The sequence below is a fragment of the Embleya hyalina genome (assembly GCF_003967355.1).
In the GTDB taxonomy this organism is placed as follows: domain Bacteria; phylum Actinomycetota; class Actinomycetes; order Streptomycetales; family Streptomycetaceae; genus Embleya; species Embleya hyalina.
The window spans coordinates 197,331-219,324 of record NZ_BIFH01000022.1; the positions used below are offsets into that span (position 1 = coordinate 197,331).

The following is a 21,994-nucleotide window of genomic DNA, read 5'->3' on the forward strand; positions in this document are numbered from 1 at the left end:
GCCGTCCCATGCTGAGCGGACGTTCGTTTGTTCGTCCGCTACGATGGATCCGGTTCTCGCCTCACCGAACGAGCCGATTGGAGTTGATCATGCCTCGCCCGACCGGCGGCGTACGGACCGCCGACGCCATGCACGAAGCAGCGGCCGAACTCTTCTATCTGCATGGATACGAGGCGACGAGTCTGCGGCAGGTCGCCGCGCGGATCGACATCCAGGTGGGCAGTCTCTACAACCACATCAACGGCAAGGACGACCTGCTCCGCAACATCATGCTCGGCGTGATGAACGACCTTCTCGCCGCTCAGCGCACCGCGCTTCGGGGGCGGACCGACGTGGTGGACCGGCTGCGGGCGGCCATCGACTGCCACATCCGCTTCCACGCGGGCAAGGCTCGCGAGGTGTTCATCGGCAACTCCGAGCTCAGGTCCCTCGGCGACAAGGACCGCCGCACCGTGGTGGCCAAGCGCGACCAGTACGAGAAGGTGCTGCGCGTCCTGGTCGAGGAGGCCGCGGCGCAGGGGCGGGCGGACGTGGTGGACACGCGGTTGAGCGTGTACGCGATCGTCGCGATCGGCACGCATGTGTCCACGTGGTACCGGCCGCAGGGCGAGTTGTCGATCGATCAGATCGTGGCCAAGAACATCGTGTTGTGTCTGCGGCAACTGGGCGTCTCCGCCGACGAGATCGAGGCCATCGAGGCCGCCTCCGCGGTGGGGGCCTGACCGTCCGGAACAGTTTTGGCGCCCGGTCCGAGCCTGTGCTCGGGCCGGGCGCTTCGTCGTTCGTCCCCCATTGACCGATCCGGGGCGTTCCACATAGATTGAAAAACAAGCGATCGTTTGTATCAAGGAGTGTCGCATGCGATTGGCCACCGTCCGGCAGGGCAACGGCACACGCGCGGTCGTCGTCGGCGCGGACCACCTGGAGCTTCTGCCCCACCCCGACGTCGGATCGCTGCTCGTCGCGTCGGCCCGACGGGGCGGCGACGGCCTGCGCGACCTCTCCGGCACCAGGATCGCGGGCCTTCGCGCGGAATTCGCGCCGGTGGTCCCGCGACCGTCGAAGGTGTTGTGCGTCGGGCTCAACTACCGGGACCACATCTTCGAGATGAGCCGAGTGCCCCCCGAGTACCCCACACTCTTCGCCAAGTTCGGCGACACGCTGATGGGGGCGGATGACGACCTCGTGTTGCCGAGCGGGTCCACGTCCGTGGACTGGGAGGCCGAACTCGCCGTCGTCGTCGGTCGCACCGTGCGTCATGCGAGTGTGAGCGAGGCCGGCGACGCGATCGCCGGTTTCACCGTCGCCAACGATGTGTCGATGCGCGACTGGCAGCACCGCAGCGGTCAATGGCTCCAGGGCAAGGCGTTCGACGCCACCACTCCGCTCGGGCCCGTCCTGGTCACCCCCGACGAACTCGACGGCGCGGCGAACCTGGGGATCACCTGCACCGTCGACGGTGTGCTCAAGCAGCGCAGCAGCACGTCCCAACTGCTCTTCGCGCCGGCCGACCTCATCGCCTACGTCTCGCGGTTCACCACGCTGCGCCCGGGCGACATCGTGCTGACCGGCACCCCGGGCGGTGTGGGGGCGGCGCGCAAACCCCCCGAGTTCCTGCGCGCCGGCCAGGTACTGGAGACCACGATCGAGGGCATCGGCACCTGTCGCAACACCTGCGTCCAGGAAGCGAGCGCGTGATGACCTTCGCGAAGGTATTGGTGGCCAACCGGGGCGAGATCGCGGTCCGGGTCCTGCGCACGTGCCGCGAACTGGGGCTCTCCTCGGTCGCCGTGTACTCCGAGCCCGACCGCGGCGCGCTGCACGTGCGGGTCGCCGACGAGGCCGTGGCGATCGGCGGGATCACCCCGGCCGAGAGCTACCTCGACATCGCCGCGATCCTCGCCGCCGCCGCCGCGTCCGGGGCCGATGCCGTGCACCCCGGCTACGGGTTCCTCGCCGAGAACGCGGACTTCGCCCGCGCGGTCGAGGAGGCGGGGCTGGTCTTCGTCGGCCCCTCCTCCGGCGCGATCCACGTCATGGGGGAGAAGGTCGCGGCCCGCAAGGTCGCGCTGGCCGCCGACGTACCACTCATCCCGGGCACGACGACTCCCGTCACGCGCGCCGACGAGGTCCTGGCCTTCGGCGCGGAACACGGATACCCGCTGCTGATCAAGGCGTCGTACGGCGGTGGAGGGCGCGGCATGCGCACCGTCGCCGCGGCGGAGGAGGTCGAACAGGCGTTGCGGGCCACCGCGCGGGAGGCCGCGGCGGCGTTCGGCAACGGGGACGTGTACGTCGAACGTTTCCTCGGCGGGGCACGTCACGTCGAGGTACAGGTGTTCGCGGACGGCCACGGCCACACGATCTGGCTGGGCGATCGCGACTGCTCGGTCCAGCGGCGGCACCAAAAGCTCGTCGAGGAGTCCCCGGCCCCCGGGCTGTCCGCCGAACTGCGCGTCGCCATGGGCGAGGCCGCGGTGCGGCTGGCGCGCGCGGTGGACTACGTCGGCGCGGGGACCGTGGAGTTCCTCGTCGACGGCGACGACTTCTACTTCCTGGAGATGAACACGCGCATCCAGGTCGAGCATCCCGTGACCGAGGAGGTCCTCGGCCTCGATCTGATCGCCGAACAGCTGAGGGTCGCCGCAGGGTCGCCGCTGACCGTGACCGAGTCGGGGCCCGCGCCCCGGGGTCACGCCATCGAGTGCCGGATCAACGCCGAGGACACCGCCGGAGGGCTCTTCGTGCCGGTACCCGGTCGGATCACGGATCTTCGGGTGCCCCCGCGACCGGGCGTGCGCTTCGACACCGGCTACGAGAGCGGGGACGAGGTCCAGCCGTACTACGACAGCCTCATCGGCAAGCTGCTGGTCTGGGCCCCCGATCGCGCGACCGCGCTGCGTCGATTGCGGGCGGCGGTCGACGAACTGGTGATCTCGGGACCGCCGACCACCGCGACGGCCGTCGCGGCGGTGCTGGACCATCCCGATTTCGCGGCGGTCGCGATCTCGACGCGTTGGCTCGAGACCCGCGTGGAGTTCCCTTCGTCCGCCTCGCGTGACGATCAGGGGCACATCGCCGACGATCCGGGCGAGGACGGCGGCACCGGGCGGGAACGGGTGTGGGTGGCGGGTCGCCCGTACACCATCGCCCACCACGGCGGCCCTTCCTCGGGCGCTCCGGCCGCCGGCGCCACGCTCGGCCCCGTCGCCGGGCGAGCGCGTGGCGGTGGGTCGGGCCGCGGGCCCCGCAAGGCCGCGGGCGCGGTCGGCGACGGCACCGTGGCCAGCCCGATGCAGGGGACCGTGGTGGCGGTGAACGTCGGCGACGGCGAGCGCGTGGCCGCGGGCCAAGTCCTGTTCGTGGTCGAGGCGATGAAGATGCAGAATCCGGTCCGCGCCGTGAGGGCGGGTGTCGTGGCCGGCCTGAAGGTGGTGGTGGGCAGCGTCGTGGCCGCCGGGGAGGCACTCGCCCTCATCGCGTCGGATCCGGGATGACCGGGCAGCCGGCCCCGTCGTCCACCGAGTGATCGCCGTTTCGTCCGGGAGTCGCCATGAAACCGTACCGTTCGATGTTGTTCGTACCCGGGCACAAGCCGCCCTGGGTGGCCAAGGCCCTGCGCTCCGGCGCCCACGCGCTGATCCTCGACCTGGAGGACGCGGTACCCGAATCCGCCAAGGACCGGGCACGCGAGGCCGTGTCAGATGTGATCCGACACCTCGGGTGGGGCCGGGTGGGGGTGTTCGTGCGGGTCAACGCGCTGGACACCGAGCACTTCGCGAAGGACGTCGCGGCCGTCGTGCATCCGGGGCTGACCGGGCTGCTGCTGCCCAAGGTCGACGGTCGCGACGACGTGGTGGCCTACGACGCGCTGGTCACGGCGGCCGAGATCGAGCGCGGCATGCCTCGCGGCGGGGTGGGACTCGTGCCCTGCCTGGAGACCGCGCGGTCGATCTCGGCCGTGGACGCGATCGCGACGGGCCCGCGGGTGACGTCGCTGATGGCGGCGGCGGCCAGGGACGCGGACGTCTCGCGCGACGTGGGATTTCGTTGGACGCCGACCGGAGAGGAGACGCTGTACCTGCGCAGCAGGATCGTTCTCGCGGCCCGGGCGGCCGGTCTGCGCCACATCGTCCTCGGCCTGTGGCAGGACGTGGACGATCTCGCGGGCCTGCGCGCCTTCGCCCGGTCCAACAGCGGGCTCGGCTTCGGTGGTCAGGTCCTCATCCATCCCTCGCACGTCGAGGTCGTCAACGAGGAGTACGCGATCGGCGACGCCGAACGCGATCGACTCCGCAGACTGGTCGAGACCTACGAGCACGCCGCCGGATCGGGGCAGGGCGCGGTCCGGTTCGAAGGTGATCACATCGACCTGGCCCACGTGCGCCACGCACGAGACCTGCTGGCCGCGTCCCACGTCGACGAGGAGGTCGAAGCGCTGTGAGCGGACGTCATTTCGAGGAGTTCACCGTCGGTGAGGTCGTGCGCCACAGTGTCACGCGCACCGTCACCGAGACCGACAACCTGCTGTTCACCACGCTGACGATGAATCCGCAACCGCTGCACCTGGACGAGGAGTTCGCCAAAGCCTCGATCTACGGCCGGCGCATCGTCAACAGTGTGTTCACCCTGGGCCTGGTGGCGGGACTGCACGTGGCGGACCTGACCCTGGGCACGACCCTGGGAAACCTGGGCTTCGAGGACGTGTCCTTCCCCCGCCCGGTGTTCGTCGGCGACACGCTCAGGGTGGAGAGCGAGGTGCTGGAGAAACGGCTGTCGAAGTCCCGTCCGGACGCCGGGATCGTCCGCCTCGAACATCGTGCGTACAACCAGGACGGGGAACTGGTGTGCAGCCTGCGGCGGGTCGCGCTGATGCGGCGTCGGCACGGGGCCGACGCCGCATCCGGTGGTCCGTGAGCCGCGCCTGCGGCGGGAGCCCTCGACCCGTACGCCGGACGGGCGGCCCGGGATCGTCGTCCCGGTCCGCGCGTCGCGGCGTCACAGGGGGGTCAAACCTCCCGGCACGCGACCAGGAAGCTGCCGGTGAACGTCATCACCGTGCGCGCGTGCTGGTCGACGGTGGTGTAGGCCAGCGTCCACAGCCCCCGACCGGGTTTCGAGGTCCGCCGGGCCGCGACGAGTTCGGCGGTGGGTCGGATGGTGTCGCCGATCCGGACCGGCGCGTGGGCGCGCACCTCGTCCAACCCCAGCCACGCCTGCACGTTGCCGAACCACCCGGTCTGGGTCAGCAGGCCCAGACTGAGCGACAACGAGAGCGGGCCGTGCCCGACGCGACCACCGAAGCCGGTGCTCGCCGCGTACTCCTCGTCCAGATGCAGTGACACCCAATCCCCGGTGAGCCCGGCCCAGGTCACCAGGTGGGCGTCGGTGACCGTCACCCCCGGGCCGCGCAGGACGTCACCGACGGCGAGGTCCTCCCAGTAGTGGCTCGACTGACCGGTGACCTCGAATCGCGAGATCTTCGTCGGTTGGTCCACGGACATCGAATCCCTCCCTTAACTTACAAGCGTTCGTTCGCTAAGCTAAAGCGCACCTTCGAGGGCGGTCAAGCAGGCGAACCCGTCGGAATCGGATGTGACGTATGGCGCGAACTGTGCACGACGAGCTGCGGGATCGCCTCGCCCACGCTCGCCTCGGGGGATCGGCCGAGGCCCGGGAGAAGGTCTCGGCGTCCGGGAAGCTGCTGGTGCGTCGACGACTGGAGCTGCTCTTCGACGAGGGCTGGTCGTTCGAGGACGGTCTGCTCGCGCGGTTCGACGAGGGGCTGCCCGGAGACGCGGTGGTCACCTGCTTCGGCAGGGTCGACGGGCGCGATGTCGCCGTCGTCGCCAACGACTTCACCGTCAAGGCGGGCACCTGGGGCAAACGCACCTTCGAGAAGATCGTGCGCACCCAGGAGATCGCCGACGAGACCGGGATGCCCCTGGTCTATCTCTTCGACTCCGCCGGCGCTCGCATCGACGAGCAGTTCGAGAGTTACGCGGGGCGCCGGGCCTGGGGCAACATCTTCTACAACCAGGTGCAGATGTCGGGCCGGATTCCCCAGGTCTGCGCGCTCTTCGGTCCATCGCCGGCGGGCTCGGCCTACGTTCCCGCGCTGTGCGACTACACCGTCATGGTGCGCGGCCACGCGACCGCCTACCTGGGATCGCCCCGCCTGGCCGAGATGGTGACGGGGGAGCGGGTCACCCTGGAGGAGATGGGCGGCGCCGAGATGCACTGCACCACCTCGGGCCTGGGCGACTGCCTCGTCGAGGACGACGAGGAGGCGATAGCGGCGATTCGGGTCTGGCTGTCGTATCTGCCGTCCGACTGGCGCGGTTCCCCGCCCGCGGTCGACGCCCGGCCGCCGGGCTCCGCGCGCACGGTCGAGGAGGTGGTGCCACTGAGCGAGTCGGAGGTCTACGACGTCCACGAGTTGATCGACGCGCTGGTGGACGAGGACAGCTTCTTCCCCTACAAGGAACTCTTCGCCCCCGAACTGGTCACCGGGTTCGCCCGGCTGGGCGGACGAAGCGTGGGCCTGGTGGCGAATCAGTCCGTCTCCCGCGGCGGCGTCATCTTCCCCGACTCCTCCGACAAGGCCGCCCGGTTCATCTGGATCTGCAACGCCTACAACATCCCGCTCGTCTTCCTGGTCGACATCGCCGGCTACATGATCGGGTCCGAGGTCGAACGCAAGGGCATCATCCGACACGGGGCCAAGATGCTCTTCGCCGTCGCCGAGAGCCGGGTGCCGAGGATCGCCGTGCTGATCCGCAAGGCCTACGGCGGCGGCTATCTGGCCATGTCGGGAGCGCCCATGAGACCCGACGCGGTGATCGCCCTGCCGACCGCCAAACCCGCTCTCATGGGACCGGACGCGGCCGTCAACGGCATCCACTACAACCGCATCCAGGCCATCGCGGACCCCGACGAACGCAAAAGATTCATCGCGGAGAAGCAGGCCGAGTACGCGGCCGACATCGACGTCTTCAAGATCGCGAACGAGAACGCGGTCGAAGCGGTGGTGCCCGCGAACCATCTGCGTGCCGAACTGATCGAGAGATTGCACGTGTATCGGCGCCGGCCCGCCACAGGCGCCGCCCGACGCCAGGCGATCACCCCGGTCTGAATCGTCGGCGACACCCGGGCGCGACGGGCGTGCCCGTCCCCACGGGCGCGCACGACGGGCACGGCCGGCCCGCGGTCCCGACCCCGACGAAGTCGGAGTCCATCCCATCCCCCCTGTCACAGGAGTTCACCATGGCAACCGAGAACAACCGTCCCTTCGTGGTGCGCGCGGGCACCGAGACCGAGCAGACCGCGCAGTCCGAGGGCGCCCGACGACTGGCGGGGGTGAGCCCGGGCGCCACCCCGAGCAGCCGGATCTGGCTGGGCAAGGTCTCGAACGCCCCGGGGTACCGGTCGGTGCCGCATCACCACGGCGAGGCCGAGACGGCCGGATACGTCCTCAAAGGGCGGGCGCGGATCTACTTCGGGCGCGCGTACCGCGAGTTCGTCGACCTGGAGGCGGGCGACTTCGTGTTCGTCCCGCCGAGGATCCCGCACATCGAGGCCAACCTCAGCGACGACGCGGAACTGGTGTGGCTGACCGCCCGCACGCCGGACAACGTCGTGGTCAATCTGCCGGACGTCGACGACGCCGACCTTCCAGGAGGAGCGCGATGACCCGGTTGGGCGTGGCGGTGGCCAACACCGGGGAGCGAGCGGTGCGGCCCGGCGTGGTGGCCATGGCGACCACGGCCGAGGAGGCGGGCGCGGACTCCCTGCACATCTCCGACCACGTGCTCCTGGTCGAGGGCGCCACGTCGCGCTATCCGTACGCGGAGGACGGCAGGTTCCCGTGGCCTCCCGATCTCGACGTGTTCGACCCCCTGGTCGCGTGCGCCTGGATCGCGGCGCACACCCGGCGCGTCGAGGTGGGCCCGTCGGTGCTCGTGCTTCCGCAACGACATCCGTTCGAGGTCGCCAAGACCGCCGCGACCATCGACCGCCTCTCGGGCGAGCGGCTGTTCCTGGGCGTCGGCGCCGGGTGGCTCGCCGAGGAGTTCGCCGCCCTCGGCCGGGACTTCCCCTCCCGTGTGGCACGCATGCACGAGGCCGTGGAGGTGTTGCGGCGCGCCTGGTCGGGGGATCGACGCGCCTATGAGGGCGAGCACTTCCGGTACGGTCCGGGCGTGCACTGCCGACCCCTGCCGGCCCGGCCCGGCGGTGTGCCGCTGCTGTTCGGCGGCATGTCGAAGGCCGCGCTCAAGCGGGCGGCGACGATGGGCGACGGCTGGATCGCGCTGGCGACTCCGAGCCAGTCGCCGCGAGGCCCCGGGGAGAGCCTGCGCCGGGCGGAGGAACTGTTGCACACGGCGGGACGCGGGCGCGACAGGTTCCGCGCGGTGCTCAGGATCACCGCGACCACGCCCCAGGACCTCCCCGATCTGCCGGAGCGCGTCGTGGAGTACGCGGCCCTGGGCTTCGACGAGATCGTCGTCGATCCGCTGTGGCGCGACCTCGACGAGGCGGCGGGCGTGGTGGGCGCGTGCAGGCGCGCCCTGGGGTGATCGACACGTGCCCGACATCGGGGTCTTGACACCTCGCGCTGTCGGGTATGTCCTATGCGAACAATCGTTTGTACATCATGGTGCAGGGAGATCCCGTGGACGCTCTGGAAGCTCGCATCGCGAAGCTCGAGGCGATCGAGGACATCAAACGACTGAAGCAGCACCACATCGAGCTGACCGATGCCGGGTACCTCGTCGACGCGCTCGTCGACCTGTGGTGCGAGGACGGGACCTGGCTCGGGGTCTTCACCGACATCGACGACCCCCTGGAGGCGGGAAGCCGCGGCCAGACCCGCTACCACGGTCACGACGAGATCCGGAGGTTCTGGGAACTCAACGGCCGACTCTACGACTTCGTCCTGCACGTGATGATCCCGCTGGACATCCGGGTCAACGACGACCTGGAGACCGCGACGGGCACGTGGAAGTGGCTGATGCCGTCCACGCGCGACGTCGACGGCGTGCCGACCGCGACCTGGCTGGGCGGCACGCAGTCCGACGAGTACCGCAGGGTCGACGGGGTCTGGAAGTTCTACACCGTGCAGGTGCACGCGGACCTCGTCGCCACCCACCTGGGCGGCTGGGTCCCGAGCCGATACATCGAGGAATCGCCCGTCTAGGACCGTCGGAGCGGATCGATCCCGCCGGAGTGTCCCGGTACGACCGATCGAACGGTCCAGCGCGTCGAAGCGATCAACTCGGGGGAGTGATCGAGACTCCCGTCTCGCGAACGACGATCCTCGGACGCCTTTCGTCGACCCGAAGCGACGAACCAAGAAAAGCAATCGTTAGTTTTTCAATCGCGAGGGAGATCGAGATGCGATCCAAGAGTTGGAGCGCCGCGCGTGGCTGGGCCGCCGGCGTCGCGGCGCTGGGCATGGTGCTCGCCGGCTGCGCCGAAACCAAGACATCCGAGACAAGCGGCAACAGCGCCCCGAACAACGGCGCCCCGGCCCCCGGGGCCGCCCCCGCGGGAGCGCCGGGCGATATCGCCTCCCTGTGCGGGACACGACCCATCAAGATCGCGTTCGCCAAGGGCAAGGGCGACAGCTGGACCAAGATCACCCTGGCCGAGCTGAAGAAGGAGGCCGCGAAGTGTCCCAACATCAAGGCGACCCTGTACACCGACGCCGGCGGTGACCAGACCAAGTCACTGTCCGACATCAACAGCCTGGTGGCGCAGGACGTCGACATCATCGTCGTGATGGCCGAGTTCGGCGCCGCCCAACTGTCGGCGATGCGCTCCGCCGTCAAGTCGGGCACCAAGGTCATCGCCCTGATCGACGATCCCGGGGGCAAGGCCGGCACGGACTACACCGACATGGTCCTGCCCGACACCGAGGCGACCGGCCGGGCCTGGGCCGAATGGATCGGCAAGGTCGCCCCCAGCGGCAAGGCCGTGTTCCTGGGAGGCGTTCCGGGAGCCCAGTCCAGCCAACAGTTCTTCAAGCCGGTGCAGGCGGCGCTGGCGGCCTACCCCAACGTCAAGCTCGTCGAGAACCGGGTCGTGGACACCGACTGGGAACCCGGCAAGCGCAAGCAGGTCATGTCCGGTCTGCTCGCCAAGTACGGGCGCATCGACGTGGTCATCTCCGACTACGGCGCCATCGACAACGCCACCCTGGACGCCTACAAGCAGGCCGGCATGGCACCTCCGGCGCTGGCGGCCGTCGCGAGTTCCAACGGAACCGCGTGCTACTGGAAGTCGACGCCCTTCCCGTACATGTCGATCGACGGCCAGGTCAAGCTCGCCGCCGTCGCGCTGCGCAAGGGCCTGGCGGCGCTCAACAACATCACCGACACCGAGCCGTCCGTGGTTCCGATGCCCGTCGAGGTCGACACCGCGGCCAACAAGAATCCGGTCTGCTCGCCGAACCTGCCGCCCGACGCCTCCCTCGGATCGAGCCTGACTCCGGCGGAACTGGACTCCATCTTCAAGTAGGCATGCCCGCGACCCGGTATCCGGCGACCGACTCCAACGGGGGCGCCGGAGCCCAGCGGACGAAGGCCCGGCCGCGCGCCGGGCGCACCCCACGATTCGGAAGGGAACACCCGATGCTCCAGTCGACCGCAGGACTGACGATCCACGGGGTCAGCAAGGCGTTTCCGGGAGTACAGGCCCTGTCGGACGTCGATCTGCACGTCGAGCCCGGCCGTATCCACGGTCTGGTCGGCGAGAACGGGGCGGGCAAGTCGACCATGATGGCGGTCGCGGCGGGGATCATCACACCGGACACCGGTGAGGTGACCATCGGAGGGGAACCGCTGCGACCGGCCACACCCCGACGAGCCAGAACCCTCGGCCTGGCGATCGTCCGCCAGGAACCGGCCCTGCTTCCCGACCTGAGCGTCGCGGAGAACCTCTGTCTCGGCGTTCCGGAGGCCCACCGGCCGCGCCCGGGCCACCGGAACGCGTGGGCCCGACGCCAACTGACGACATGGGGTGGCGCGGTGCCCTTCGACATCGGCACCCGGGTCGCCGAACTCGTCCCCGAGCACCGCTTCCTGGTCGAGATCACCAAGGCGTTCGCGGCCGAACCCGTGGCCCTGATTCTCGACGAACCGACCGAGCACCTCGCGGCCCAGGACACCGCCCGCCTGTTCGAGCACGTGCGCCGGGTCGCCGCCGCCGGAACCGCGGTCGTCTACATCTCGCACCGCATCCGCGAGGTCCGGGCCATCGCCGGCGAACTCACCATCCTGCGCGACGGGCGCGTGGTGGCGCACGAGGCGTCGGCCGGCGACCTGTCCGAACAACGCATCATCGACCTCATCGTGGGACGGCCGATGGAGATGGCCTTCCCCGACCGCCCCGACCACATCGACCCCACCCCGCACGTCGAACTCGTCGACTTCGCCGGCCCCGGATTCGCCCCGATCACGATGACGGCCGCACGCGGAGAGATCGTCGGGCTGGCCGGGGTCGACGGCAACGGACAGAAGGACTTCCTGCGGGCCCTCGCCGGCCGCCGATCCAACCGCGGGCACGTGCGCGTCGACGGCAGGCCGATCGTGCTCACCTCGCCCTCGCGCGCGCTGGAGGCGCGGATCGCCCACATCCCCGGCGATCGACATCGGGAGGGGATCCTGCCCGACCTGTCCGTTCGGGAGAACGTCGCGCTGCGCCAACTGCCGCAACTCTCCCACCACGGCCTCGTGCGACGCCGACCGGACGCCGCCGCGGCACGATCGGCCGTCGCCCGATACGGCATCCGGACACCCGACATCGAAACCCCCATCTCCAGCCTCTCCGGAGGCAACCAGCAAAAGAGCGTCCTGGCGGGCGTCCTGGCCACCAAACCCCGGGTACTGCTCGCCGAGGAGCCCACCCAGGGCGTCGACGTCGGGGCACGCGTGGACATCTACACCGTCCTGCGCGAGGCCGCCGACGCCGGCACGACCGTCTTCCTGCTCTCCTCCGACAGCCTGGAACTCGCGGGCCTGTGCGACCGGGTGATGATCTTCTCCCGGGGACAGGTCGTGCGCACCCTCGACGTCGGCGAGGTCGCGGAGCACACCATCACCGAGGCGGCCGTCACCGCCACCACCGTCCGGGAACGGCGCACGACCGCGAACCCGCGCCTGCTCACCTGGTTGGCCCGGGACTCCGCACCCGGCGTGCTGGTGGGCGCGGTGGTCACCCTCCTGGGCCTGTACGCCGCCGTGGCCAACGACGCCTACCTCACCCACCGCAACCTGCAGGGCATGCTCACGTTGGTCGTCGCCCTCGGACTGGCCGGGATCGCCCAGCAGTTCGTCATGATGACCGGCGGGATCGACCTGTCCGTGGGCCCCCTCATGGGCCTCCTCGTCGTCGTCGAGTCGTACTACCTCGTCGACGGATCCGCCCCCGCGCACCAGGCACTCGGATGGCTGCTCCTGTTCGCCATCGCGGCGGCGGTCGGGCTGGTGAACTGGTTCCTCGTCGAAGTCGTCGGACTGGCCGCCATGGTGGCCACCCTCGCCACCTACATGGCCCTCCAGGGCATAGCGCTCACGCTGCGCCCCACGCCCGGCGGCCTCATCTCGGTGCGACTGGCGGACCGGATCACCACGGCCGTCGGTTTCGTGCCGGTCGGTCTGCTCGGCCTGGTCGCGGTCGCCGTCGTGTTGCAACGACTGCTGCGTCGATCCCTGTGGGGCCTGTCCATCCGTGCGGTGGGCTCCCGGCCCGACGCGGCGTTCGCGACCGGCGTCAACCCGGCCCTCACCCGTCTGAAGGCCTATCTCGCCTGCTCGTTGTTCGCCGCGTTGGCCGCCATCCCCCTCCTGGCGCAGGTCGGCTCCGGGGTCGCCTCGGCCGGCAACACATACACCCTCGGCAGCGTCGCGGCGGCCGTGATCGGCGGCGCGAGCATCTTCGGCGGTCGCGGCTCGTTCGTGGGACCGGTCCTGGGCGCGCTGCTGATCCAGCAGGTCGCCACCGTGACCGCGTTCCTGCACCTGACCATCGCCTGGCAGTCCTACCTGCTCGGCGGCATGATCATCGTGGCCGTCGCCGCCTACTCCCGCAGCCGCCGCAGTATCGAGGCGGGTGCGTCGTGAGCGACATCGCCGCGTCCACCATCGCGGAACCGAACGAGACGAACCCGCGGCCGACCCGGGCCCGCCGACGGCGCGCGGCGCACGAGGGCTACCGGGGCATCTGGATCGCCACCCTGGCCGTCTTCGGCGCCGGCGCCGTCTTCGCCGACGGCACCCTGACTTCGGCCGCGTTGTCCAGCATGCTCCCGTTCGCGAGCGTGCTGGCCCTCGCGGCGGCCGGGCAGACCCTGGTCATCCAGTCACGCGGAATCGACCTGTCGGTGCCCGGTGTCATGTCGTTGACCGCACTCGTGTTCGCCAAGCAGACGGCGTCGGGCACGCCGATTCCGCTCGCGATCCTCGCCGCCTGCGGCGTGGCGCTGGTGTGCGGAGCGCTGAACGGCGTGCTCGTCGCGGTCGTGGGGATCACGCCCCTGGTGGCGACCCTGGCCACCGGTTCGTTGCTGGTCGGCGCCGAGCACAGCTACAGCTCGGGCTTTCCGATCACCGTCACGGACTCCATCCACCACGCCGCGTCGAGCAGCCGTCTCGGTATCCCCAACACGGTCTACCTCGCCGTGCTCGTGGTGGCGGCGGTGGCGGTGATCTCCCGCTTCACCGTCGTGGGGCGCCGCTTCGTGGCCGCGGGCGCGAGCCCCGCCACCGCCCGCGCCGCCGGGATCAGGGTCACCCGCTACACCATCGGGACCTACATGTGCGCCGCGCTGTGCTACGCCGCGGCCGGCATGGTGCTGGCGGCCTACGTGGGCACCGCCGACATCGGCGCGGGCAACAGCTACCTGCTGCCGGTCATCGCGGCCGTGGTGATCGGCGGAACCGCCTTCACGGGCGGCCGGGGCAGCGTCGTGGCCACCGCGGTCGGCGCGTTGTTCCTGTCGCAGCTCGATCAGCTGCTCTTCACCATGGGGCTGCCCACCTCGCTGCGACTGCTCGTGCAAAGTTGCGCGCTCGTGGCCGCCACCGGCGCCCGCCGACTCCGGTCGACCCGCCCGTTCACCGGCTCCGCGCCCCGGAAAACCCAGATGAATGGGTATGAAACCTCACAGCCGACCGATATTCCACCAGAACCCGACCCGGACGAGAGCCGTCTGTCGTCGTCGAAAGCGAGAGGTTGACCATGTCGCTCCTGGCCAAGGCGGATACCGCCCTGGGGACCGTGATTCCCAAGCTCCACATCGACGGCGCGTGGACCGACGCCGTCTCGGGTCGTACGTTCGCGGTGGTCGATCCGTCCACCGGTCGTGAGATCGCCCGAGTCGCCGAGGGTGACGCCCCCGACGTGGACCTGGCGGTCCGCGCCGCCCGCAGGGCCTTCGAGAGCGGCCCGTGGTCGCGGATGACGCCCGCGGACCGCTCGCGCGTCGTGTGGCGGATCGGCGACCTCCTGGAGGAGCACGCCGAGGAATTCGCCCTGCTGGAGACCATCGACGTCGGGAAACCGATCACCGCCTCCCGCGCGGCCGACGTTCCGTTGAGCGCCGACTACTTCCGGTACATGGCCGGGTGGGCCACCCGCATGGGCGGATCGACCGTCGACATCTCCCAACCCGGGGAGTGGCACGCGTTCACCCTCCGTGAGCCGATCGGCGTGGTGGGGCAGATCATCCCCTGGAACTTTCCGCTGCTGATGGCGGCGTGGAAGCTCGCCCCGGCACTGGTCACGGGCAACACCGTCGTCCTCAAGCCCGCCGAGGACACGCCGCTGACCGCGCTGCGCCTGGCCGCGATCTGTGAGCTGGCCGGTGTACCCGCGGGCGTGGTCAACGTGGTCACCGGGTTCGGACCCACCGCGGGAGCCGCGCTCGCCGCGCACCCGGGCGTCGACAAGATCGCCTTCACCGGCTCCACGGGCGTCGGCAAGCGCGTCGTGGAAGCCGCCGTCGGAAACCTGAAGAAGGTCTCCCTCGAACTGGGCGGCAAATCGCCGAACATCATCTTCCCCGACGCCGACCTGGACCAGGCGATCCTCGGCGCGTCGCAGGGCATCTTCTACAACGCCGGCGAGGCATGCACCGCGGGCTCGCGCCTGTACGTGCACCACCGCGTCCTCGACCGGGTCCTCGACGGCGTGAGCGACTTCGCTCGGGCGATCAAGGTGGGACCCACGCTCGACCCGGAGACCACGATGGGACCCGTCGTGTCGCAGCGGCATCTCGACCGGGTGCTCGACTACCTCAGGGTCGGCGCCGACGAAGGGGCGAAGACGCTGCTGGGCGGCAACCGGGTCGACACGGACGGCTTCTACCTCGACCCCACCGTGTTCGTCGACACCCGACCGGACATGCGCGTGGTCCGCGAGGAGATCTTCGGGCCGGTCCTGGTCGCCCAGCCCTTCTCCGACCTGGACGACATCGCCCGGATCGCCAACGACTCCCCGTACGGACTGGCCGCGGGCATCTGGACCAAGGACCTCTCGCTCGCACACCGGATGATTCGCCGGTTGCGCGCGGGCGCGGTGTACGTCAACTCGTACAACACCACCGACGCCGCGCTCCCGTTCGGGGGCTATCGGCAATCGGGATGGGGCCGTGAGCACGGCGAATCCGCGCTCGACCTCTACACCGAGACCAAGGGCGTCTCGATCTTTCTGGGCTGAGGATTTCGGGGACCGGGACCGGCGGCCCGCATCGACCGCCGGTCCACGCGACAGGAACGCACGATCTTCACGAAGGGCCACTCCCATGCCGGTCGACTTCTCTCTCACGGACGAACAACTGCAAGCCCGCGCCCAGGCCCGCGCCTTCGCCGAGGCTCACCTGACCAAGGTCGCCGCCACCATCGCCGGTCTGCCCACCCCGGAGGAACGTTTCCGGGCGATTCGGCCCTTCTACGAGGAGATGGTCCGTGCGGGCTTCCTCAAGGGCCTGATCCCCGAGGCCGACGGCGGAACCGGCGTCGGCCTGCTCGACCTGGCGATCACCGGGGAGGAGATCACCGCCGTGGACGTCAACGTCTCGTGCGGGCTCTTCTCCTCCGGCCTGGGCCTGCAACCGCTGCTCCACTGGGGCACGCCGGAACAGAAGGCGCGACTGCTGACACCGTTCCTCGTCGACGACGGCGCGCCCTTGTGCGCGTTCGCCTTCAGCGAGGTCGGCGGGACCGCGAACTTCGACAACCCCGACCCCGAGGGCGGCATTCGCACCATCGCGCGCCGCGAGGGCGACGAGTGGGTCATCAGCGGACGCAAGCAGTTCACCACCAACGGCGCCGGCTGGGACGGCAACGGCGCCGACCTGTACACCGTGGTGTGTCGCACGGATCCGACCCGACCGCCGCAAAGCTCGCTCGCCGTGATCGCGGTACCGGGTCCGGCCGAGGGCATCCACGTGGGACGGGCCCTGGACACCATGGGCCACCGCGCCGCGCTCTCCCCCCAGGTCACCTTCGACGAGGTACGGGTACCGGTCGACAACATCCTCGGTGCGCCGGGGGACGGCATCGAGATCCTGACCCGGACGTTCTCCTGGAGCGCGGCCCTGGTCGGCTCGGGATGCGTCGCGGTGATGAAGGCCGCCTTCGACGCGGCACTGGAGTTCGCCCGCACCGAACGTCGCGGCGGCAGCGCGCCCATCATCACCCATCAGAACGTGGGCTATGGGCTCGCCGACGTCAAGACGCGCATCGAGGCCGCCCGATATCTGACGTGGAAGGCGTGCCACTACTTCGAGGCGACCGGCGGGCTCGGATCGGAAATTCCCGTCATGTCCAAGATCTTCGCGTCCGAGACCGCGGTGCGCGTGATCGTGGACCTCATGGAGATCGTCGGCGTGGAAAGTTACGCGACGGATCTGCCGTTCACGGGATTCATGCAGGACGCGTTGGCGTTTCCGCTCTACGACGGAGGCAACATGGGCATCCGTCGCCGCCAGTTGCACGAACTGTTCACTCTTCCCTCCTACGACGCGGCAGCGGCCGCAGAGGGTCGTGTGTCGGCAAGTGATTGAACGTGTAGGTGCCGAACCGGACGGAACGCCGGTTCGGCACCGATGGTTTCGAAGGAGAAACACATGTCCGGTGCAATCGTCGTCGGCGTCGGTCCGGGCATCGGCCTGTCCGTCGCCCGCAGGTTCGCCAACGAGGGCCTGCCGGTGACCGTGCTGGCACGAACGGCCGAGACCATCGACCGTGCCACCGCGGATCTCGCCGCCTCGGGCGCGCGGGTTCGGGGCATTCGAGCCGACGTCACCGACGAGCGGGCGCTGCGCGAGGCGTTGGACACCGCCGTCGCCCACGAAGGCGTGCCCGACGTCCTCGTCTACAACGTGGGCCTGATCCGGGCCGACGCTCCCGGCGAGCTCTCGATCGCAGACCACCTGGAGGCATGGAAGATCAACGTCGGCGGGGCGATGACCGCGGCCACCCACATCGGCTCTCGGATGGTCGACGCCGGCAAGGGAACCATCGTCTTCACGGGAGGAATGCCCAACCCCGAACCCACTCTGACGAGCCTGTCGCTCGGCAAGGCCGGACTGCGGGCGTTCGCCGAACTACTGGGCCGGTCCTACGGGCCGGCCGGGGTCCACGTCGCGACGGTCACCGTGTGCGGTCCGGTCGCCCCCGGCACCGAGTACGACCCCGACGCCATCGCCGAGCACTACTGGCGCCTGCACACCCAGGCCGTGCAGGCATGGGAGCACGAGGTCGTCTTCGCGGGAGAGCCCGTGGCCTGATCGACCGCCACGCGGGGGCGGGGCCCGTTCCGCAGTCGCTCCGAGAGCCGGAGCCGACGCCGGGACGGGCCCGCCGGTGATGCCGTCGACCCGAAGCGATTCATCGACGGCGGTCGGCCGACGAGTCGCGAGGCGATCGAGTCGCAAACCCTGCCGAGGTTCCTGCACGTGCGTCCGGGCCTGGGACATCCGGGGTATTGGATCGCCGAGGAACGATCCGCAGGCGCGTTCGTGGGCTGGTTCGCGTTCCGCCCCTCGTCGACGACAGTCCCGCGGTGGTGGAACTCGGATACCGACTGCGCAAGGCGCCCTGGGGAGTCGGATACGCCACCGAGGGTTCCCGCGCCCTGATCGACAAGGGCTTCGCCGAACTCGGCGTCGAGCGGGTCACCGCCAACACGATGACCGTCAACACGGGATCGCGGCGGGTGATGGAAAAGGTGGGCCTGACCTTCGTCCGGACCTTCTTCGAGGACTGGCCGGAGGAGATCGAGGGCTCCGAGCACGGCGACGTCGAGTACGAACTCACCCGAGACCGGTGGCAGCGCCGGTGACGACCGGCTCGCGGGACGCCGCGGGGCGACGCGACCGGGCACGGGCGGGGCGCGGATCGGCGCGCCCCGCCCGTCGGCACCACCGGGGTTCGAGGCGGCGGTAGCCGATCCCCCCGGCCGACGCCCGCGTGAGCCCCGGTGCGGCCGCACGCGGGTGCGCCGAGCCTGACCCCGGCGGTGGTGGGAACACCGGTCGTACGCCGAACAGAGGGCTGGGTGCCCGCGCCCGGCTGCGGCACGCTGGTGATCGGCCCGCCCGCCGGGGAGTCGACGGCACCGTCGGGCATTGCGCGACGTTCGATCGCGCGATGCTCCACGAGCACCGTCGCGGCCCGTGCGGCGCCCACCTTCGACTCCACCGAATCGTGAGCCGGCGTGCCCGGGGGCCGATCGTTCTGGAGAGGAGCCCATCAATGTCGAGCAGTCCGGCAGCGAGCGAGCAGCGACCGGGAAGCGGAGCGGCGTGCACACCCGAGGCGGAGTCATCCGAAATCGGCGCGGATTCCCCACGCTGGTCGTCGAGACTGTGGATCTCGATCCTGATCTTCAGCGGGGTGATCCTGCTCGACGGGCTCGACATCTCGATGGTCGTCGTGGCCATTCCCGAGATTCGGCACGAACTCGGCATGAGCGCGGCCACCGCGCAGTGGCTGGTGGGCGCCTACATCCTGGCCTTCGGCGGATTCCTGCTGCTGGGCGGACGGGTGGCCGACCTGTTCGGCCGGCGGCGCGTACTGGTGCTCGCGATGGCCGCGTTCGCGATCGTGTCGCTGCTCGGCGTGTTCGCCGACGCCGCGGCCCCGCTGATCGTCTCGCGCTTCGTCAAGGGCATGGCGGCCGGCTTCGCCGCACCGGCGGCCATGTCGCTGCTGACCACGACGTTCCCCGAAGGCCCGCAGCGGAACAAGGCGTTCGGGATCTTCAACGTCTTCGAGGCCTCGGGATACTCCTCCGGGCTCCTGGTGGGCGGCTTGCTCGCGGGGCTGAACTGGCGATTCATCTTCGTCCTGCCGATCCCGCTGTCCGTCCTGCTGCTCCTGGGCGCACTGCGATTCCTGCCGCCGGACCCGCCGCGCCCCCGGCGTCAACGCCTCGACGTCGGGGGCGCGCTGACGCTGCTCGCGGGCATGCTGCTTCTGGTGTTCACGGTGGTCTCCACGGCGGAGACGGGCTGGACCTCGCCGCGTACTCTCGGCGGATTCGCCCTGTCCGGACTCCTGTTGGCGTCCTTCGTCGTGATCGAGCGCACGGTGAGGGAGCCACTGATCCGCCTGGGCGTCTTCCGCAACCGAACGCTGGTGGTCGCGAACATCGGCATCGCCCTCCTGTACGGAGGTGCGATGGGCTTCCAGTTCGTGCTCGCGCTGTACCTCCAGGATCTCCAGGGATGGCGCCCCTGGCAGATGGCACTGGTGCTCCTGCCGGCGGGCCTGACGGTGGTCGCCGTCGGACCTGGGCTCGGGGCGCTGATGAACAGGTTCGGAGTCGACCGGGTCCTGATGGTCGGGCTCGTCGCGTTCCTGCCGTGCTACCTGCTGATGCTGCGCATCGGGCCCGAGCCCGACCTGTGGACGGTGCTGCTGCCCGCGTCCGTGCTCTGGGGAGTGGGCTTCGCCTTCAGCATCGCCGCGCTCATGGTCGCCGGCACCGCCGGGGTGGCGGACGAGGAGCAGGGACTCGCGGCCGGCCTGCTCAACAGCTCGCTCCAGATCGGCGGTGCCTTCGGCCTCGCCGTCGTCACCGCCGCGATCACGCCGGGCACGGAACTGTCCATGCTCCGACCGGGATTGCTCGTCATCCTGGCCCTCGCGATCCTGACCCTCTCGACCCGCTTCATCCGCACCGGCAACCGGCCCCCGACGAACCCGGATTGACGGCTGTGCCATGGGATACTCGGCCGGATGGGTTCCAGGTACGAGCCGCTCGTGTTCGACGCCATCCCGCCCGGCTGCACGGGGGCGGTGGACGTGGGTTGCGGCAACGGCGGCCTCACCCGCGAACTGCGCCGGAGGGGCATCCCCGAGGTCGTCGGCATCGATCGGGATCGGCCGTGCGTCGAACGATGCAGAGCCCACCCCGAAGCCGGTGACATCGACTACGTCATCGGCGACGTGGTCACCGGCCGGCCGGCACCGTCGAGCTTCGATCTGGTGAGCGCCGTCGCCTCGCTGCATCACATGGATGCCCGCGCCGGACTCGTCGGGCTGCGGCAACTGGTGGCGCCGGGCGGCGTCCTGGTCGTCATCGGCATGGCCAGGCCCGAACTGCCCAAGGACATCCCGGTCGAGGTGGCAGCCCAGATCGTCGGTCGGGTTCGGCCGAAGCGGAACCGGAACAACGACACGCCCACGGCCCCGATCGTCTGGCCGCCGCCGGAGCGTTACGCCACGATGCGGCGGCCTGGCCGTCGAGCTGCTTCCGGGCGTGCGGTGGCGGCGGCACCTGTTGTGGCGGTACTCCCTGGTGTGGACGAATCCGAAACGGTGACGGACAGGCCCGCGCGCCTGCCGGGCCCAGGGCCGGGTTCTCGGCCGTGACGAACGGCGTTGTCCGGATGGAGGTGGTGGTCGGCATGGCGGTGTCGTGGGCGACGCGGACGTTGCTCGACAGGTACGTCGATGATCCGTCGACGGTGACCTGTCGGTGGGAGTCGACGGTCGTGGACGTGGTGTTGCGACACGGGTCGCGGTCCGACGTGGAGGCGCTGCTCCCGGTGTTCGTCGACGATCCCGCGGCTCGCGCGAATCTGGTTCCGATCTTCGCTCGGTACGGCGATATCGGTGTGGCCGAGCGCCTGTTGGACGTCGGTGTCGAGGCGGGCCGGCTGCGCGACGATGTGCCGACCGAGGTGCTGCGCGCCGTCGGCTACCTGGGGTGCGAGTCGGCCGAACGGATCCTGTGGGAGCACGTCGAGGGTGCGTCCTCGTACTCGTACCACACGTCGATGGACGCGTGCCTGGGCCTGCTGCACCTGTCGTGTCGAGGTCTGCGCACCGAGATCGCGGAGGCTCTGGAACGGCACGCCGGGTCCCACCTGTTTCCCGAGTTCCTGCCGGTCCTCGCCGGCAAGACGGGTGATCCGTCGTGGTTGGGAAGGCTCGTCGAGTGGGGCGAGACCCGTGCGTCCACGGACTGCAACGGCGGGCTGATTCTCGGCATCGCGTTGCACGGCGACGCCGGTCGCGCCGAGTTCGCGCGACTGTTGTGGAATCCGCACTGGGAGGCGTACGGCGGCGGGACGGGATCGGACCGGTGGGCGTATGCGGGCGCGCGTGCGTTGGGGCTCGGCATGCCGCGGTTGTACGCCGATCTGATCGCGGCGTTGAACTCCGATACGGACCCCGAGCGTCAACGGCACTGCATCGCGACGTTCACCGCTCTCCTGCGTCATTGGGAGAACCGGGAATGGCTCGGCCTGCGCATGGCGCCGGAGCCGGATGAGAGCGGCGACGCGCTGTGTGATCTCTTGTTCGAATGGTCCTCGCCCCACGAGGACGACTCGTTGATCGGCCTGGCGCGCCGGGTGCTCGACGGCGACGATGACGGGCTTGTCGCCGAATTGTACCACCTGGAGGCGCTGCTACGAAGGAACGCGCGACACGAGATGGAGCTCCGAGCGATCACGTCCCGTTGACGGGTGCGTGTA

At 70.0% G+C, this 21,994-nt stretch carries 19 protein-coding genes and 1 pseudogene; 19 read left to right on the forward strand and 1 reads right to left on the reverse strand.

All coding sequences use genetic code 11. The features are described 5' to 3' along the window. The first annotated feature begins 89 nt into the window (after nucleotides 1-89). The 5 genes from EMA17_RS23000 (at nucleotide 90) to EMA17_RS23020 (ending at nucleotide 4,917) form a co-directional block, all read left to right on the forward strand. Entirely contained in the window at nucleotides 90-722 is a 633-nt protein-coding gene (locus EMA17_RS23000) for a TetR/AcrR family transcriptional regulator (RefSeq protein WP_126639004.1), read from the forward strand. Between the two features lie 136 nt (nucleotides 723-858). After that, nucleotides 859-1,698, forward strand: coding sequence for a fumarylacetoacetate hydrolase family protein (locus tag EMA17_RS23005; RefSeq protein ID WP_126639005.1), 840 nt, complete (start codon nucleotides 859-861; stop codon nucleotides 1,696-1,698). Further along, nucleotides 1,698-3,497, forward strand: a complete 1,800-nt coding sequence (locus EMA17_RS23010; protein WP_126639006.1) for an acetyl/propionyl/methylcrotonyl-CoA carboxylase subunit alpha — start codon at nucleotides 1,698-1,700, stop codon at nucleotides 3,495-3,497. Before EMA17_RS23005 ends, EMA17_RS23010 begins: the two co-directional genes overlap by 1 nt. Nucleotides 3,498-3,553: 56 nt before the next feature. Further along, a complete protein-coding gene (locus EMA17_RS23015; protein ID WP_126639007.1) occupies nucleotides 3,554-4,444 on the forward strand; it encodes an HpcH/HpaI aldolase/citrate lyase family protein in 891 nt (296 codons plus the stop codon). Then, nucleotides 4,441-4,917 (forward strand): MaoC family dehydratase, encoded by a 477-nt coding sequence (locus EMA17_RS23020; protein ID WP_126639008.1) that lies wholly within the window; start codon nucleotides 4,441-4,443, stop codon nucleotides 4,915-4,917. The genes EMA17_RS23015 and EMA17_RS23020 overlap by 4 nt, the downstream gene beginning before the upstream one ends. Nucleotides 4,918-5,009: 92 nt before the next feature. Here the strand turns inward: EMA17_RS23020 and EMA17_RS23025 are convergent, their stop codons facing one another. After that, complete coding sequence (locus EMA17_RS23025; protein ID WP_126639009.1) at nucleotides 5,010-5,504, reverse strand: MaoC family dehydratase; 495 nt, start codon at nucleotides 5,502-5,504, stop codon at nucleotides 5,010-5,012. 98 nt (nucleotides 5,505-5,602) lie between these two features. On the opposite strand from EMA17_RS23025, the gene EMA17_RS23030 reads away from it, so the two are divergent. The 14 genes and pseudogenes from EMA17_RS23030 to EMA17_RS23095 all read left to right on the forward strand — a co-directional run bounded on the left by EMA17_RS23030 (nucleotide 5,603) and on the right by EMA17_RS23095 (nucleotide 21,982). After that, nucleotides 5,603-7,135: an acyl-CoA carboxylase subunit beta gene (locus tag EMA17_RS23030; RefSeq protein WP_126639010.1), complete on the forward strand. Its 1,533-nt coding sequence runs from the start codon at nucleotides 5,603-5,605 to the stop codon at nucleotides 7,133-7,135. Between the two features lie 131 nt (nucleotides 7,136-7,266). Further along, nucleotides 7,267-7,692 (forward strand): cupin domain-containing protein, encoded by a 426-nt coding sequence (locus EMA17_RS23035; protein ID WP_126639011.1) that lies wholly within the window; start codon nucleotides 7,267-7,269, stop codon nucleotides 7,690-7,692. Beyond that, nucleotides 7,689-8,579: a TIGR03619 family F420-dependent LLM class oxidoreductase gene (locus tag EMA17_RS23040; RefSeq protein WP_126639012.1), complete on the forward strand. Its 891-nt coding sequence runs from the start codon at nucleotides 7,689-7,691 to the stop codon at nucleotides 8,577-8,579. The genes EMA17_RS23035 and EMA17_RS23040 overlap by 4 nt, the downstream gene beginning before the upstream one ends. Before the next feature lie 95 nt (nucleotides 8,580-8,674). Beyond that, entirely contained in the window at nucleotides 8,675-9,199 is a 525-nt protein-coding gene (locus EMA17_RS23045) for a nuclear transport factor 2 family protein (RefSeq protein ID WP_160161523.1), read from the forward strand. 197 nt (nucleotides 9,200-9,396) lie between these two features. Next, on the forward strand, nucleotides 9,397-10,521 hold the full coding sequence (locus EMA17_RS23050; RefSeq protein WP_126639014.1) for a substrate-binding domain-containing protein: 1,125 nt from the start codon (nucleotides 9,397-9,399) through the stop codon (nucleotides 10,519-10,521). 113 nt (nucleotides 10,522-10,634) lie between these two features. Next, nucleotides 10,635-13,124, forward strand: a complete 2,490-nt coding sequence (locus EMA17_RS23055; protein WP_126639015.1) for an ATP-binding cassette domain-containing protein — start codon at nucleotides 10,635-10,637, stop codon at nucleotides 13,122-13,124. Further along, complete coding sequence (locus tag EMA17_RS23060; protein WP_218042989.1) at nucleotides 13,121-14,239, forward strand: ABC transporter permease; 1,119 nt, start codon at nucleotides 13,121-13,123, stop codon at nucleotides 14,237-14,239. The genes EMA17_RS23055 and EMA17_RS23060 overlap by 4 nt, the downstream gene beginning before the upstream one ends. 2 nt (nucleotides 14,240-14,241) lie before the next feature. After that, the gene (locus tag EMA17_RS23065; RefSeq protein WP_126639114.1) at nucleotides 14,242-15,720 is read left to right on the forward strand and encodes an aldehyde dehydrogenase family protein; all 1,479 of its coding nucleotides are present in this window, start codon (nucleotides 14,242-14,244) and stop codon (nucleotides 15,718-15,720) included. 85 nt (nucleotides 15,721-15,805) lie between these two features. After that, entirely contained in the window at nucleotides 15,806-17,068 is a 1,263-nt protein-coding gene (locus EMA17_RS23070) for an acyl-CoA dehydrogenase family protein (protein ID WP_126639016.1), read from the forward strand. A gap of 63 nt (nucleotides 17,069-17,131) precedes the next feature. Further along, nucleotides 17,132-17,794, forward strand: coding sequence for an SDR family NAD(P)-dependent oxidoreductase (locus EMA17_RS23075; RefSeq protein WP_126639017.1), 663 nt, complete (start codon nucleotides 17,132-17,134; stop codon nucleotides 17,792-17,794). A 96-nt stretch (nucleotides 17,795-17,890) separates the two neighbouring features. Beyond that, a pseudogene (locus tag EMA17_RS23080) lies at nucleotides 17,891-18,348 on the forward strand (GNAT family N-acetyltransferase); the annotation flags it as partial. Between the two features lie 413 nt (nucleotides 18,349-18,761). Further along, nucleotides 18,762-20,222 (forward strand): MFS transporter, encoded by a 1,461-nt coding sequence (locus EMA17_RS23085; protein ID WP_126639018.1) that lies wholly within the window; start codon nucleotides 18,762-18,764, stop codon nucleotides 20,220-20,222. A gap of 27 nt (nucleotides 20,223-20,249) precedes the next feature. Continuing rightward, nucleotides 20,250-20,885, forward strand: a complete 636-nt coding sequence (locus tag EMA17_RS23090; RefSeq protein WP_126639019.1) for a class I SAM-dependent methyltransferase — start codon at nucleotides 20,250-20,252, stop codon at nucleotides 20,883-20,885. After that, nucleotides 20,882-21,982, forward strand: a complete 1,101-nt coding sequence (locus EMA17_RS23095; protein ID WP_126639020.1) for a hypothetical protein — start codon at nucleotides 20,882-20,884, stop codon at nucleotides 21,980-21,982. Before EMA17_RS23090 ends, EMA17_RS23095 begins: the two co-directional genes overlap by 4 nt. Nucleotides 21,983-21,994 lie beyond the last annotated feature (12 nt).